The 14,876-nt window shown below is 63.5% G+C and carries 12 protein-coding genes; 4 read left to right on the top strand and 8 right to left on the bottom strand.

Annotated features, from left to right (window positions below):
* The 4 genes from AC0WRY_RS19880 to glgA form a co-directional block, all read right to left on the bottom strand.
* A complete protein-coding gene (locus tag AC0WRY_RS19880) occupies positions 1 to 726 on the bottom strand; it encodes a sulfite exporter TauE/SafE family protein (RefSeq protein WP_194402485.1) in 726 nt (241 codons plus the stop codon).
* Between the two features lie 96 nt (positions 727 to 822).
* Positions 823 to 3,060 (bottom strand): glycogen debranching protein GlgX, encoded by a 2,238-nt coding sequence (glgX, locus tag AC0WRY_RS19875; protein WP_194402484.1) that lies wholly within the window; start codon positions 3,058 to 3,060, stop codon positions 823 to 825.
* A gap of 24 nt (positions 3,061 to 3,084) precedes the next feature.
* Positions 3,085 to 3,366, bottom strand: a complete 282-nt coding sequence (locus AC0WRY_RS19870) for a hypothetical protein (protein WP_194402483.1) — start codon at positions 3,364 to 3,366, stop codon at positions 3,085 to 3,087.
* 171 nt (positions 3,367 to 3,537) lie between these two features.
* Positions 3,538 to 4,947 (bottom strand): glycogen synthase GlgA, encoded by a 1,410-nt coding sequence (gene glgA / locus AC0WRY_RS19865; RefSeq protein ID WP_194402482.1) that lies wholly within the window; start codon positions 4,945 to 4,947, stop codon positions 3,538 to 3,540.
* A 315-nt stretch (positions 4,948 to 5,262) separates the two neighbouring features.
* On the opposite strand from glgA, the gene treZ reads away from it, so the two are divergent.
* The 3 genes from treZ (at position 5,263) to AC0WRY_RS19850 (ending at position 8,515) form a co-directional block, all read left to right on the top strand.
* Complete coding sequence (gene treZ, locus AC0WRY_RS19860) at positions 5,263 to 7,089, top strand: malto-oligosyltrehalose trehalohydrolase (RefSeq protein ID WP_246776273.1); 1,827 nt, start codon at positions 5,263 to 5,265, stop codon at positions 7,087 to 7,089.
* Between the two features lie 135 nt (positions 7,090 to 7,224).
* On the top strand, positions 7,225 to 7,593 hold the full coding sequence (locus AC0WRY_RS19855; protein WP_194402481.1) for a GFA family protein: 369 nt from the start codon (positions 7,225 to 7,227) through the stop codon (positions 7,591 to 7,593).
* A gap of 106 nt (positions 7,594 to 7,699) precedes the next feature.
* Positions 7,700 to 8,515: an SGNH/GDSL hydrolase family protein gene (locus AC0WRY_RS19850; RefSeq protein WP_194402480.1), complete on the top strand. Its 816-nt coding sequence runs from the start codon at positions 7,700 to 7,702 to the stop codon at positions 8,513 to 8,515.
* Positions 8,516 to 8,625: 110 nt separating this feature from the next.
* Here AC0WRY_RS19850 and AC0WRY_RS19845 read toward each other — a convergent pair whose 3' ends face one another.
* Positions 8,626 to 9,405, bottom strand: a complete 780-nt coding sequence (locus tag AC0WRY_RS19845; protein WP_491120581.1) for an exodeoxyribonuclease III — start codon at positions 9,403 to 9,405, stop codon at positions 8,626 to 8,628.
* Positions 9,406 to 9,444: 39 nt separating this feature from the next.
* Between AC0WRY_RS19845 and AC0WRY_RS19840 the strand changes: the two genes are divergently transcribed.
* Entirely contained in the window at positions 9,445 to 9,666 is a 222-nt protein-coding gene (locus tag AC0WRY_RS19840) for a cysteine rich repeat-containing protein (RefSeq protein WP_194402478.1), read from the top strand.
* 165 nt (positions 9,667 to 9,831) lie between these two features.
* Here AC0WRY_RS19840 and alr read toward each other — a convergent pair whose 3' ends face one another.
* From alr to AC0WRY_RS19825, 3 genes are all read right to left on the bottom strand, one after another.
* A complete protein-coding gene (gene alr, locus AC0WRY_RS19835; RefSeq protein WP_194408329.1) occupies positions 9,832 to 11,109 on the bottom strand; it encodes an alanine racemase in 1,278 nt (425 codons plus the stop codon).
* Between the two features lie 46 nt (positions 11,110 to 11,155).
* Positions 11,156 to 12,664 carry a replicative DNA helicase gene (locus AC0WRY_RS19830; protein ID WP_194402477.1) on the bottom strand — a complete coding sequence of 503 codons (1,509 nt, stop codon included), beginning with the start codon at positions 12,662 to 12,664 and terminating at the stop codon, positions 11,156 to 11,158.
* A 767-nt stretch (positions 12,665 to 13,431) separates the two neighbouring features.
* Positions 13,432 to 14,682, bottom strand: coding sequence for a cyclopropane fatty acid synthase (locus tag AC0WRY_RS19825; RefSeq protein WP_194402476.1), 1,251 nt, complete (start codon positions 14,680 to 14,682; stop codon positions 13,432 to 13,434).
* Positions 14,683 to 14,876 lie beyond the last annotated feature (194 nt).

Raw genomic sequence — 14,876 nt, 5'->3', positions numbered from 1 at the left:
TCAGGGCTGCGTCGCGTTCCACAGCATCGAGAGCCCGGCCGCGATCATGATCGCGTCCATCAGCAGGCGGAACATGTCCGGCTTCAGGTGCAGCACGAAGCGTTTTGCGATGAAGGCGCCCGACATCAGCGAGGCGCCTGCAATCAAGCCCTTCACGAAGACATCGCCGGTCAGCGCGCCGAAGCGCTCGAAGGTCACTGATTTCGCGAAATAGAGGCCGAGCGAGCTTGCGGCCTCGGTGGCGAGGAAGGCGCCCTTCGAGAGGCCGTAGAACAGGAACAGCGGCACGCTGAGCGGGCCGGTCGAGACCACGATGCCGGTGAGATAGCCGATGACCGCTCCGCCGATGGCGAGGTGCCAGAGATTGGCCTTCAAATCGTGCCGCGCCAGCCAGTGCCGCACCGGCACCATCGCGATCAGGAACAGGCCGATGGCGAGATCGACGGCATGCGAGGGCAGCGCCAGCAACGTCCGCGCGCCGAGCACGGCGGCCGGAATGCCCGTGACCGAATAGGCCGCGCAGGCCCGCCAGTCGACCTCGCGCCACCAGGCCAGGATGCGCGAGAAATTCGCCATCACGGACGCCACCGCCATGATCGGCACGGCTTCCTTCGGCCCATAGGCATAGACCAGCACCGGCATCAGCATGATCGACGAGCCGGTGCCGACGATGCCTGAGATGGTGCCGGCGACGAGGCCGACGATGAGGACGAAGAGGAAGGCCAAGAGGAGAAGCTCCGGGAATCGGAGCAGTGTAGCTGCGCGGGCCGGCGAGGGCGATACCGGCTGCAGCCTGGGTGTGCTTTCCGCGAGGCCGGAACTCTAGCGCGGCAATGGCGCTTCCGCGACATCGAGCAGCGCGCCGAGACCTTGCAGAAGGCGTCGCGTGGCCGCGTTCTCGGTGGCAAGACCAAATACGACAAGCGACCGTCCGGTCACGGCGTAAGCGTGTCCGAGCTCGAATGCGGGCATCTGGGCCTCAGGCTGATTGGTATCGATCAGGCCCAACCAGCTGTTTCCATCGGTGACCGTCGGTAAGGTGAAGTTCACCACGTCATAGTGGGCGTTGTAGATCAGAAGCATCGTCGCGTCCGAGCCGCGGCGCTTGATCCCGGTCTCCTGGGCGCGTCCGTCGAGCAGCATGCCGAAGCACTTGGCGTTGCCGTCCTGCCATTGCTCGCTGGTCATCTCGTCGCCGGAGGGCGACAGCCATGTGACGTCCTTGACGTCGAGCTCTTCGTTGTGCGAGCCGACCAGGAAACGGCTGCGATAGAGGATCGGGAAGGCCTTGCGCGTGGCGATCAGCTTGCGCGCGAATTCGCGAAGGCTGCGGCCGTTTGCCGTGATACCCATCCAGTCGAGCCACGTCGTCTCGTTGTCCTGGGCATAGGCATTGTTGTTGCCATTCTGGGTGTGCCCAAACTCGTCCCCGGCAAGCAGCATCGGCGTGCCGTGGGACAGTAGCATCGTCGCGAGCAGATTCCGCTTCTGGCGTTCGCGCAGCGCAGTGATCTCGGGATCGTCGGTCGGTCCTTCGACGCCGCAATTCCAGGAATGGTTGTTGCTGTGGCCGTCGCGGTTGTCCTCTCCGTTCGCCTCGTTGTGCTTGTCGTTGTAGGAGACGAGATCGTTGAGGTTGAAGCCGTCATGCGCCGTGATGAAGTTGACGCTGGCCCAAGGCCGGCGCCCGCGCTTGTTGAAGAGATCGCCCGACCCCGACACGCGCTTGGCGAAGTCCGCGATTGATCCCTCGTCGCCCTTCCAGAAGGCGCGCGCACTATCCCTGAACTTGTCATTCCACTCGGCCCATCCGGGCGGAAATTGGCCGACCTGATAGCCGCCCGGGCCGATGTCCCATGGCTCCGCGATCAGCTTGACGCTGGACAGCACAGGATCCTGACGGCAAGCGTCGAGGAAGCCGCCGCCTTCGTCGAAGCCATAGGGCTCGCGCGCGAGGATGGTGGCGAGGTCGAAGCGGAAGCCATCGACCCGCATCTCATTTGCCCAGTAGCGAAGGGAATCCGCGACCAGCTGCAGCACCCGCGGATGCGACAGGTTCACCGTATTTCCGGTGCCGGTATCGTTGATGTAGTAGCGCTTCTGGTCCGGCAGCAGGCGGTAATAGCTGGCGTTGTCGATGCCCTTGAACGACAGCGTCGGGCCGAGCTCGTTGCCTTCGGCAGTGTGATTATAGACGACATCCAGGATGATTTCGATGCCATGGGCGTGGAACTGGTTGACCATCTCCTTGAACTCGTTCGCGAACGGCGTCTTCAGGTAACGCGGCTCCGGCGCGAAGAAGGCAATGGAATTGTAGCCCCAGTAATTGCGCAGGCCTTTGTCGACCAGATAGCTATCATCAACAAAAGCATGGATCGGCAGCAGCTCCGCGCTGGTGATCCCGAGCGAGCGTAGATAGGCGGAGATTTCCGAATGCGCGAGGCCGGAGAACGTCCCGCGGTCTGCCTCGGGCACCAGCGGATGCAGCTGCGTGAAGCCTTTGACGTGCATCTCGTAGACGATCGTCCGCTCCCACGGCACTTCGGGCTTGCGCGCCGCGCCCCAGGTGAACGCGGGGTCGATGACGCGGCATTTCTGCATGAGCGGCGCGCTGTCGCGCTCGTCAAAGGAGAGGTCCTTGTCGGCGTGGTCGAGTTGGTAGCCGAACAGCTCCGGTCCCCAGCGCAATTGTCCGGCCAGCTGCTTGGCATAGGGATCGAGCAGCAGCTTGTTGGGGTTGAAGCGATGTCCGGCGTCGGGCTCGTAGGGTCCATGAACGCGATAGCCATAGACCGTGCCCGGACGGGCCGACGGCAGATAGCCGTGCCAGACCTCATCGGTATATTCCGGAAGCTCGATGCGCTCGATTTCGGTTTCACCGTCGGCGTCGAACAGGCACAGCTCGACCTTCGTGGCATAGGCCGAGAACAGCGCGAAATTGACGCCGAGGCCGTCCCAGGTCGCGCCGAGCGGAAACGGCTTGCCTTCCGTGATCCGGGAACGGCGCAGGCTCGACGCCGCCCGCGTCAGGGCGTCGTCGGATTGCGTCTTTTGGTCCATGTCTGCCCCCCAATGACGATCGGGTCAGGATGTCGGCGCTGTTGCCGGTAGTTCGGTCGCGGCCTGTTCAGCAGCCGTTGCCGAGGCGATCACGGCGGCCGGCGGCACATCGGCCGGCTTGGGCAGGACGCTGGCGCGCTGCTGGGCCGCTTCCTTGCTGATCGCGGAGATCGAATTGCCGATCCGCCCGGCGATGGCAGTCAACTCGGCATCTGACAGACCCAAGCGTTTCCTGACGAGGCGCATCTGCGCGCGGTCGGTCAGGTCGAGCTTGTTGCGGATGGGCTTCGGTGTCGAACGGCGCATGGCGGCAACTCCTGTGTGTGGTCGTAACAGTCGCCGGATGTTTCCGTTCCAGTTGCCCGGAGAATGGCGTCTGCTGGCGTTCATCGCGCTGCGTAATTCGAACGAGCATCCTCATGCGACGGGGCGTCATCTTCCTGGCGAGGGATCGAGCTGCAGAGTATCGCGATACTGTTAGATCGAAGATTTGTAGAGCGCCGCGTAGGATTTGGCCGACTGGCTCCAGCTGAAGGCCTGCGCCATGGCGGCCCTGCGCATATGATCGAGGCGATCCTTCATGCCGAAGGTCGAAAAGGCCCGGCAGAGGCTCCCGAGGAAGCCGGGCGCCGATGCCCGGTCGAACAAAAATCCCGTCTCGCCGTCGACGATGGTCTCGGCGAGGCCGCCGGTGCGGTGGCCAATCGGCAGCGAGCCGAAGCGCTGGGCGTACATCTGGCTCAGCCCGCATGGCTCGAAGCGCGACGGCATCAGCGTGAAGTCGCTGCCCGCGAAGATCTTCCGCGCTTCGGCGTCGTCGAAGCCGATCTTGACGGCAATCGATCGCGGCGCGCGCGCCTGCGCCTGGAGCAGGGCCTCTTCGAACCGCGGCTCGCCCTTGCCGGTGACGACGATCTGGCCGCCCGCATCGACGATCGCTTGAGCGCTCTCGATCACGAGGTCGACGCCCTTTTGATGAACGAGGCGCGCCACGAGGGCGAACAGGGGTCCACGTGAGATTGCCAGGCCGAACTGGTCCCTGACATCTTCGGCGTTCAGGGAACGCTCGGTCCAGTCACCGGCCCCGAACGGTTGCAGCAGTGACGAACAGGTGCGCGGGTCCCAGCTCTCGTCGATGCCGTTGAGGATGCCGGACAGCTGGTTGCGATCAGCTCTTTGCTTCAGAAGTCCTTCGAGACCGCAGCCGAACTCGGCCGTCGTGATCTCCCGCGCATAGGTCTGGCTGACGGTCGTCAGGTGCGATGCATAGACCAGACCCGCCTTGATGAAGGACAGGCGATTGTAGAATTCGACACCGTCGATGTTGAAGCTCGCCTCGGGAATTCCGAGCGGGGCCAGCGAGCTCCGGTCGAAGACCCCCTGATAGGCCAGATTGTGGATCGTGAAGACGGTCGGAATGTGCGCGTAGTGCCATTCCAGATAGCCGGGGATCAGCGCGCATTGCCAGTCGTTGGCGTGAACCAGGTCGGCGGACCAGTCCTTGTCGACCAATCCTCTGGCGATCTGAGCGGCGGCATAGGAGAAAGTGGCGAACCGCACATTGTTGTCGGACCAATCCGCCCCGCGGCCGTCGGCATAGGGCGTGCCGTCCCGATCGTACAGCGCGGGACAGCGCACGACGTAATATGTCAGGCCATCCGCGGTATGTCCGAGATCGACCTCGAAGGCGGGCAGGGCGGCGTAGGGCTGGCATCGACCCACGGTCTTGAGATCGCTCAAGCCGCGCAGAACCGCCGGATAGCCTGGGATGATGACGCGTACGTCAGCAAGATCGCGTAAGGCGCGCGGCAGAGCCGCGGAGACGGCGGCGAGGCCGCCGACTTGAATGAAGTCTGATACTTCGGGCGTCGCGAACAGGATCCGCATTCGCTATGCCCACCAACCGGGGCAATAGTGGTCTTTGCCAACCATCTTTGAATTCCAACGACGCTTCGTCAGTGAAGCGTTGTGGCTCAAATTCTGCGGCGCAACAAAAGTTCCTAAGCTCAACGAGCGACTGAGCTTTTCTTGGAGATGGGTCCAAAAGTGTACACAAGCGGGCGGCGCTGGGGGCCGGAGGAACGAATGTCGGCAGGTCAGCTTTCTCGTCCACAGGCATCCCTCAAGCGATCGTAACGGCGCGCGCATCGCGCTCCGCCCAAGGCATGCCAATGCGAGCATGCGGCGCGAAAGGCGAACAGATTGATTCAAAGACTGGGATTAGCAGGGCATGCCCGGCGCCGCGGCGCTGAGATCGTCGATCATGGGGTCAGCTTCAACCTGTGGGCACCGACGGCCCGATCGGTGGAGTTGCTGGAGACCGGCCGGCCGCCGCAGCGGATGTCACGCGACGACGATGGCTGGTATCAGATGCTCAGTCCAACCGCGCATGCCGGCACGCGCTATCAGTTCAGGATCAACGAGGACCTGATCGTGCCGGACCCTGCCTCGTTCTTTCAGCCGGATGACGTCGGCGCGCCGAGCGAGGTGGTCGATATTGCGGCGCTTCGGGATCCTGTCCCTTACCCGGGCCGTCCCTGGGCGGAAGCCGTCATCTACGAGCTGCACGTCGGCACCTTCAGCGAGGAGGGGACCTATGCCGGCGTCGAGAAGCGGCTCCCGTATCTGCGCGATCTCGGCATCACCGCCATCGAGCTGATGCCGATCAACGATGTCCCCGGCCGGCACAATTGGGGCTATGACGGCGTGCTGCTGAACGCGCCCAACGCGCGCTACGGCAGGCCGCAGGATCTCAAGCGGCTGTTGCGGGCCGCACACGCCCTCGACATCATGGTCTATCTCGACGTGGTCTATAACCACTTCGGCCCGCAGCTGAATTACCTGCACGCTTACGCGGAGAACTTCTTCAACAACCGTCACACGACCGGCTGGGGGCCTGCCGTCAATTTGGAGGGATCCGACGGCGCCTTCGTGCGCGAGTTCTTGATTGAGAATGCGCTGATGTGGCTGGGTGACTACGGCTTCGACGGCCTGCGCTTCGATGCCGTCCACGCCTTGAAAGACCATTCCGAGCGGCATTTCCTCATCGAGCTTGCCGAGATCATCCGGCACGAATTGCCCGGCCGGCGCGTGCATCTGATGCTGGAGAATGAGGCCAATCAGGCGCACCTGCTAGAGCGCAAAGACGGACGGCCGAGATATTTCGATGCGCAATGGGGCGACGATTTCCATAATGCGCTTCACGTCCTGCTGACGGGAGAAGACGAGGGGTATTACCGCGCGTTCGCGGACAAGCCGCTCGAACACCTTGCGCGATCGCTCACGGAAGGCTTTGCGTACCAGGGCGAGGTCTTTGCACTGCATGATGCGCCACGCGGCGAGCCGAGTGCCCATCTGCCGCCGGAAGCCACGATCTTCTTCGCGCAAAACCACGATCAGATCGGCAACCGCGCCTTGGGTGAGCGATTGTCGACATTGGTCAGCCCGGAAAAGCTGGAGCAGGCGATGGCGCTGGTCCTGCTCAATCCGCACATTCCCATGCTGTTCATGGGTGAGGAAGCGGCTGTCGAAACGCCGTTCCTGTTCTTTGCAGACTGGACCGGAGAAGCGGCCGAACTGACGCGGGAAGGGCGCCGCAAGGAGTTTTCGCACTTCAAGGCCTTCTCGACACCTGAAATGCGCGCCAGGATTCCGGACCCGTGCGACGAGAGCACCTTTCAGGCCTCGAAACTCGACTGGGCCAGCATGGATCATTCTCCCGGCTGCGTGCGCTTTCGGGCCTTGACGACGCAGTTGTTGACGATCCGGCGCGAAAAGATCCTGCCGCTGATCGAACAAGGCTTCGTCTCGGCGCAGCGTGAGCTGCTTGGCGATGATCCTCGCCGGGGCGGCGTGGACGTGCGCTGGCGGACCGAGAAAGGGGACACTTTGCAGATCGTCGCGAACTTTGCCGACCATCGGCTCTCAACGCCGGAATTGGTCGCAGGCGAATGCCTCTGGCGGAGCGGGCCCTCGGACGAGCAAGCGCTCCTGCCCGGCAACATCATCGTACGATTGGGCCATGCCTAAACCATTGATTCGACTAGAGCCGGCTACTGTGCATGGGGTTGTTTTCGCGTTTTTTGCCCATGCACTGCGCTGCTGACAGCATGTTGGCAGCAGGGGCAGGCTACGACCAGCTCCTGACAAAGCGGGGAGCGGATCATGCCGATCGAGGCAAGCTGTCATTGTGGTGAGACGGTGTTCGAGGTGACGGAGGCGCCCTCGAACGTGACGCGCTGCACGTGTTCGCTCTGTGCCAAGCGCGGGGCGTTGTGGGCCTATTACACGCCGGCGCAGTTTCGCCTGCTGTCACCGCCGGACAATGTCGCGACCTATCTGTGGGGCAGCCGCACGGTCAAACACCATTTCTGCGCGAGTTGCGGTTGCGGCACCTATTCGGAGTCGCCGGACTGGTCGACCGGCAAGCCCGATTTCGACAATCCCAAGGTCGCAGTGAACGCGCGTCTGTTTGACGATTTCGATCTCGACGCTGTGCCTGTGAACATGATCGACGGCAGGAATCTGTGGTGAACCAATCTGTGGTGAATCGCGGCGCATGTCCTCCGCGCGTTCGTGCTCTTGAGGCCGTTTTGAAAAGCTGATTTGGTTTCGGCCCTGGAAAAATAGGGAGGAAGCCATGATGCGTCTTTTTGCGCGAGTGATGCTCGCAATGTGTCTGGCCGTTGCAGTCGGCCTCAATGCACAGGCGCAGACCAAGCCGAAGGTCACCTCGCTCGGGCCGGACTTCCCAAAGGCCGTGCTGTTCGTCGGCAACAGCTTCTTCTACTACAACAACGGCATGCCCGGGCATCTCACCTTCATGGAGCGGGCTGCCGATCCCGCCAACAAGATGGCCTATCGCAACACCATGGCCACGATCGGCGGCTCCGGCCTCGACTGGCACGACATGGACAATCTGCTGCGGCCGGGCGGCCTCGGCGCCTATTCCTTCGACGAGCAGAACAACGTCATCTTCAACAAGCCGGGCCGGCAATACGACGCCGTCGTGATGATGGATTGCAGCCAGTGCCCGATCCATCCGCAATTGAAGGACGCCTTCGTGACGTTCGCGAAGAAGGACAGCGACATCGTTCGCGCCCACGGCATGCGGCCGGTGTTTTTTATGTCCTGGGCCTATGCGGACAAGCCTGAGATGACGGAGCAACTGGCCGAAGCCTATACGACCGCCGGCAATGCCAACGACGCGCTGGTCATTCCCGCGGGTCTTGCCTTCGCGCGCGTGCGTAAGTTGCAGCCGGAGCTCAATCTCTACGCGCCGGACAAGCGGCATCCGAGTCCGGCGGGCACGTATCTTGCGGCCTGCGTGACATTCGCTGCGGTGACGGGACGCTCGCCGGTCGGAAATTCGTACGTGATGGGGCTGGATGCGCCGACGGTCGAGCTGCTGCAAAAGGCGGCGTGGGACACGGTGCAGGACTATTACGGGCGGTGATCAACGACGCGATCTTGTAGGGTGGATTAGCGCAGCGCAATCCACCAACTTGGTCACGGCGGAAGAGAAGTGGTGGATTACGCCTTCAGCTAATCCACCCTACGGCACCGTCATCGTGGCTCTTTCAACACCACCCATGCCGGCGCGTGATCGCTGGCGCCTTCCTCGCCGCGGACGTCTCTGTCGACGCCGACCTTGACGAGCCGCGGGGTGAGGGCAGGGCTGAGCAGGAGATGATCCAGCCTGAGGCCCGCGTCGCGCGGCCAGCGGTTCCGCTTGTAGTCCCAGAACGTGTAGATGCGTTTGTCCGGATGCTGCTCGCGGATCGCATCGCACCAGCCCTGCGAGACGAGCGAGGCATAGGCCGCGCGGCTCTTCGGCTGGACCAGCGCATCCTTGTCCCATGAGCGCGTCGGATAGATGTCGATCTCCGTTGGCGCGACGTTGTAATCGCCGGCGAGCACGACGGGCAGATCCTGCTTGATGAAACTGCTGGCGTGGCGCCTGAGGCGCGCGAACCAGTCGAGCTTGTAGTCGAATTTCGGTCCCGGCTGCGGATTGCCGTTGGGCAGATAGATGCTGGTGACGATGATGCCGCGCACGGCGGCCTCGATGTAGCGGGCTTCGTGATCGTTGGGTCTTCCAGGCAAACGGTCGCGCGTGAGAATCGGCTCGGCCTTGCGGGCGAGGATGGCGACCCCGTTCCAGGTCTTTTGTCCGTGCCACACCGCGCCGTAACCTGCCTTTTCGATCGCGGTCGCCGGAAATTCGCCATCACTTGCCGTCAATTCCTGAAGGGCGACGACATCGGGCTTTGCCGCACGCAGCCATGCCAGGAGATTGGGCAGGCGGCGGTTGATGTTGTTGATGTTGAATGTCGCGATCTTCATGTAGAGCTACCGGCTCCTGCCTTCCGTCCCGGAGATACAATGTCCAAGTTGAACTTTGCCGCTATCGTCGTCGCTGTCGCGCTCTCCGGGCCCGCGTCGGCACAATCGCCCGACCCGCGCGGCGCGTGCAAGGCAGACTACGACAAATTCTGCGCCGGCATCGCGCCCGGCGGCGGCCGCATCGTCGCCTGCCTCACCGAGAAGCGCGACCAGCTCAGCGCGACCTGCAAGTCGGTGCTGGACAACAGAAAGAAGAAGTAAGTCGACACTCTTGTGTCCCGGACGCGCGTCGCGCGAGCCGGGACCCGGAAGGCGGCACAACATAATTCGGAGAGATGGGCCCCGGCTCTGCAGCGCACCGCTCCCGGACGATGCTTCGCATCGCCTAGACAGCGCTGCGCAGCGTCCGGGGCACGCGAGCGTTGCTCAGCCCGGCACCGGCGGTGGGGCCGTGGGTGGCTCGATCGGCGGCGGGGAGGGCGGCTGAACGGTCGCTTGCGCCGGCTCCGGCCTTGCCAGCGGCTCCTCCACATGGCCGCCCTTGTAGATGCGGGCATAGCGGTGGCCGAGGCTGGTCAGCACCTCATAGCCGATGGTGCCGAAATGATGTGCGAGCTCGTCGACGGTGATGCCCTCGCCGAGCAGCGTCACCATGTGGCCACGCCGCGCCGCATTCGGCGGCAGATCGGTGATGTCGATCGCGATGAGGTCCATTGAAATACGTCCGGCTACCGGGCAGCGTTTGCCGGCGACGATGACTTCGGCGCCGCGGGTGCCGTCATTGGAGCTGGCGGCGCGGAAATAGCCGTCGGCATAACCGACTGCGATGATCGCGAGCTTCGTCGGCCGCCGCGCGGTCCAGGTGCCGCCATAGCCGACGCTCTCGCCGCGCTCGATGGTGCGGGTCTGCACGATGCGCGCCTTGAGGTCGACCACCTGCTGCATCGGATTGTCGGCCTCCGGCGTCGGGTTGACGCCGTAGAGGGCCGCGCCCGGCCGCACCAGGTCGAACTGGAACGGCGCGCCGAGGAAGATGCCGGAGGAATTGGCGAGCGCGGCCGGCACGCCGGAGAATTCGCTGGCGATGCTGCGGAAGGCGGCGAGCTGCCTGGCGTTGACAGGGCTGTTGAGCTGCTCGGCCGAGACCAGATGGCTCATCACCAGCGTGATGCCGTGATCGCCGGCATTGATGCGGGGGATGATGGCCTGCGCCTCCTGGAGCGTCAGCCCGAGCCGGTTCATGCCGGTGTCGATGTGGATGGCGGCGCCGCCGTTCCACCCCGTCCGACGGCAGAACACGTCCCATTCGGCGAGCTCGTTGAGGTCGCCGATCACCGGGCGGCAATTGATCTTGGCGTAGTGCTCGCCGGTGTTCTGGAAATAGCCGCCGAGCACGTAGATCGTGGGCTCCGGGACGGCCGCGCGCACCTTGCGCGCTTCCTCGATAGTGGCGACGAAGAAGGTCTTGCAGCCGGCCTTGCTCAGGGCACGCGCGACCTCGGCAGCGCCGCAGCCATAGGCGTCGGCCTTGATCACCGCCGAGCATTCGGCGGGCACCGCCGTCTTCTCGAGCTTGCGCCAATTGGCGATGACGGCGTCGAGATCGACGGTCAGCACGCCGCCATAGGAGGCGAGCGCGGCGGCCTGATTGGCCTCCGCGGAGAGAAGGCCGGATTGCGGGTTTATTTTCGGGTCGGACGCCATTGTCATGGCGCCGTTTTACGCAAGAGGAAGTTGCTGTTCAAGGAACTCAGTAGTCGTTGCCGCTACGAACCGGCAGCTGACTGTCAGGCGCGAGGTCGCCGAACCGCGTGACCGAGGCTTCGAAAGCCAGATCGACGGTGCCGGTCGGGCCGTGGCGCTGCTTGCCGATGATGACTTCGGCCTTGCCGTGCGCAAGGCTCATGTCGAGCTGCCACTTCTCGTGTTCAGGCGTGCCCGGGCGGGGCTCCTTCATCGCGAGGTAATATTCCTCGCGGTAAACGAACAGCACGACGTCGGCGTCCTGCTCGATCGATCCGGATTCACGCAAGTCGGAGAGCTGCGGCCGCTTGTCGTCGCGCGATTCCACCTGACGCGAGAGCTGCGACAGCGCGATCACGGGAACGTTGAGCTCTTTGGCCAGCGCCTTCAGGCTGGTCGTGATCTCCGTGATTTCCTGCACGCGATTGTCGCTCCGCTTGCCGGAGCCCGAGAGCAGCTGGATGTAGTCGATCACGAGCAGGTCGAGGCCCTTCTGGCGCTTCAGCCGGCGCGCCCGCGCCATCAGCTGCGCGATCGAAAGGCCGCCGGTGGCGTCCACGTAGAAGGGCAGCGACTGCAGCTCGATCGAGACCTCTCGGATCTTGTCGAAATCGGCTTCCGAGATGCCGCCGCGGCGGATGTGGGAGGAGGGGACGCCGGTGCGCTCGGCCACGATACGCGTGGCGAGCTGGTCGGCCGACATTTCGCAGGAGAAGAACCCGATCACGCCGCCATTGGCGGCCTTCGTGGTCCCGTCGGCCTGGAGCTCAGGAACGTAGGCTCGTGCGACGTTGTAGGCGATGTTGGTCGCAAGAGAGGTCTTGCCCATGCCGGGACGGCCCGCGACGATGATGAGGTCGGAGTGCTGCAGGCCGCCCATCTTGGTGTCGAGGTCGCGCATGCCCGTCGAGATGCCGGACAGCTTGCCGTCGCGCTGGAACGCCTTGGCCGCGAGATCGACCGCGACCGCCAGTGCCTGCGAGAATTTCTGGAAGCCGCCGTCATAGCGGCCGGATTCGGCGAGCTCGTAGAGCTTGCGCTCGGCGTCCTCGATCTGCGCCCGCGGCTGGAAGTCGACCGGCGCGTCATAGGCGACATTGACCATGTCCTCGCCGATGCCGATCAGGTCGCGCCTGAGCGACAGGTCGTAGACCGTGCGGCCGTAATCCTGGGCGTTGATGATGGTGGTCGCTTCGGCGGCGAGCCGCGCAAGATATTGCCCGATGGTCATGCCGCCGACATCGGTGTCGGCGGGCAGGAACGTCTTCAGCGTGACGGGCGTCGCGATCTTGCCCATTCGGATCAGGCTGCCGGCGGTCTCGAAGATGGTCTGGTGCAGCGGCTCGAAGAAATGCTTCGCCTCCAGGAAGTCGGAGACGCGGTAGAAGGCGTCGTTGTTGACCAGGATCGCGCCCAGAAGGCTCTGTTCCGCCTCGATATTATGCGGAGCGCTCCGATAGGCGGGCGTTCCGGCGTCGGGCGCGAGTTTGAGAACGTTCGAATCAGTCAGGGCCATGGTTGGACGTACTTAGCAATTTTCTTGGGCGGATGCGGGGCCGGGATAAAGCGCCGCCGCAGGTCAAAGCGAAAGCGAAAGCTGACCGCTATCAACCGCTCAGTGAAAATGGTGGATGATTAGCAGTCGCAGCACGCGCCGCGCTTGACGGATTTTTGCGGAACCTGCTCCAGCGCTGGAAACGGCCGCGACCGTGCCATGGAAAAATCCGGAAACCATGAACTTTATGGGTTTGCGCGCAGACGTATCAAGAAGCGTGCGAAAATGGGCGCTCGGCGAACCGCTTTCGGCGCGGCTTCAGACCAGCAGGAGGTAGACCAGCGCAACCAGAGCCGCCCCGACGCCGGTAACGATCAGGGCGTAATCGGTGCGGAGGTCGTCCTGCACGTCAAACGAGGTTTGGGTCTCTTTGCTCATGGCGACGGTCTAAGCCAGGCCCGACCAGACTTATGTGAAGTGGATCACATCTCCCCGGATTCTTTCGGGGGTATGACCGGAACAGGCGGACGGGAGGGGAATTGTCTCCCACGGTCCGCCAACAGGGAACGAGGCAAGCGATGCGGCCAGAACGGCAGCACCAGATTTGGCGAAGCGAGGCAGGTAGCCGGCTTTGGCTGTCGGGACTGATTGCGGCCATGGAGCACGCTGAACGCCCCGAAGTGCGTCGCGAGCCCGTGGCACCCGCAATCCTGGTGGAACTGCGGGCCCAGCTGGCGTTAACGGCCCTCGCCCGGTTCTCCCCGCTTTCGACCCTGCGTCACTAGGATCTATTCACTCGCCAGCTGTAGCCTCGGCCTGGCCGCAGCCTCGCGAGCCCGCAGCCGGGTTTCTTCGCGCGGCAAGTAGTCGCGGGTGATCGGCACCACGCCCTGACGGCGCGTGAGCTGGATCTGGAAGTTCATCATGGCCTGCTTGCGGAACGTCATCTCGCAGGCCGCCAGATAAAATTCCCACATCAAGGCGAAGCGCTCGTCGTAGAGTTGCACGGCCTCCTCGCGCCGCGCCATGAAACGTTCCCTCCAGGCTTTGAGCGTTTCCGCGTAGTGCAGGCGCAGGATCTCGATATCGCAGACCAAGAGGCCGGCGCGCTCGATCGCCGGCAGCACTTCCGACAAGGCCGGGATGTAGCCGCCGGGGAAGATGTATTTGGCTATCCAGGGGTTGGTCGAGTCCGGGCCCTGCGAACGGCCGATCGAATGCAGCAGCATGATGCCGTTCTCGCTGAGCAGCTCGGCACAGCGCTGGAAATAGGTGTCGTAGAAATGGGCGCCGACATGCTCGAACATGCCGACCGAAACGATGCGGTCGAACGGACCGTCGATGTCGCGATAGTCCTGGAGCAGGAATCTGGCCGAGCCGGTCAGGCCCTTTTCGGCCGCGCGTGCATTGGCGATCTGCAACTGCTCGGTGGAGAGCGTGATGCCGGTGACGTCGGCGCCGGCGATCTCGGCGAGATAGAGCCCGAGCCCACCCCAGCCGGAGCCGATGTCGAGCACGCGTTGACTCGGCTTGACGAACAGCTTGGCGGCGACGTGCCGCTTCTTGGCGAGCTGCGCGTCGTCGAGGGTCGCGTCCTGCGTCTCGAAATAGGCGCAGCTGTACTGCTTGTCGGCGTCCAGGAAGAGCGAATAGAGCCGGGCGTCGAGATCATAATGATGTGCGACGTTCCGGCGGGAGCGCGAACGCGGATTGAACTGCTTCAGGTGCCGCGTCAGATAGCGCAGATGCCACCAGGGTCTTGCCCAGTGCGGCAAGAGGTCGGGTTGATCGAGCAGGATCGCGAGGGCATCGGCGATGGTGCCGCGTTCGACGACGAACTCGCCGTCCATATAGGCCTCTCCAAGCCCGAGCTCGGGATTGACCAGGACCTTGCGTTCCGCCTCCGCAGTGACGAAGCGCACCGCGACCGGCTCGCCGGCGCCGTCGCCGACGGTGAATTTCGATCCGCTGGAGCCGGTCACCGTCATTGACCCGCGGCGGATGAATTGAGTCAGGAATCTACGCAACAATCGGTCCATCGCCACCTTCCTCTCGAGCGAACCCCAAGAGATGCGACTAGATGCGACTAACCCGGCCTTCACGTCGGACGCTCAGGTCCCGCTCTGGTTCCTATGCGTTTGCATCCAAATCTGGGGACGGCGGGACGGCTGCGCTATTGCGCTGAGTTCACAGCCGATATTCCAAAAGCGCTTAATCACATCCTTGCGCGTGG

The sequence above is a fragment of the Bradyrhizobium sp. T-12 genome (assembly GCF_058314695.1).
Note: the sequence above shows the minus strand (reverse complement) of the source record. Positions and strands in the feature narration are given on the sequence as shown.

Excerpts from the sequence above, each read along its gene's own strand:
- glgX (WP_194402484.1), bottom strand. The coding sequence starts at position 3,060 with ATGGACCAAAAGACGCAATCCGACGACGCCCTGACGCGGGCGGCGTCG.
- AC0WRY_RS19870 (WP_194402483.1), bottom strand. The coding sequence starts at position 3,366 with ATGCGCCGTTCGACACCGAAGCCCATCCGCAACAAGCTCGACCTGACC.
- glgA (WP_194402482.1), bottom strand. The coding sequence starts at position 4,947 with ATGCGGATCCTGTTCGCGACGCCCGAAGTATCAGACTTCATTCAAGTC.
- AC0WRY_RS19855 (WP_194402481.1), top strand. The coding sequence starts at position 7,225 with ATGCCGATCGAGGCAAGCTGTCATTGTGGTGAGACGGTGTTCGAGGTG.
- AC0WRY_RS19850 (WP_194402480.1), top strand. The coding sequence starts at position 7,700 with ATGATGCGTCTTTTTGCGCGAGTGATGCTCGCAATGTGTCTGGCCGTT.
- AC0WRY_RS19845 (WP_491120581.1), bottom strand. The coding sequence starts at position 9,405 with ATGAAGATCGCGACATTCAACATCAACAACATCAACCGCCGCCTGCCC.
- AC0WRY_RS19840 (WP_194402478.1), top strand. The coding sequence starts at position 9,445 with ATGTCCAAGTTGAACTTTGCCGCTATCGTCGTCGCTGTCGCGCTCTCC.
- alr (WP_194408329.1), bottom strand. The coding sequence starts at position 11,109 with ATGGCGTCCGACCCGAAAATAAACCCGCAATCCGGCCTTCTCTCCGCG.
- AC0WRY_RS19830 (WP_194402477.1), bottom strand. The coding sequence starts at position 12,664 with ATGGCCCTGACTGATTCGAACGTTCTCAAACTCGCGCCCGACGCCGGA.
- AC0WRY_RS19825 (WP_194402476.1), bottom strand. The coding sequence starts at position 14,682 with ATGGACCGATTGTTGCGTAGATTCCTGACTCAATTCATCCGCCGCGGG.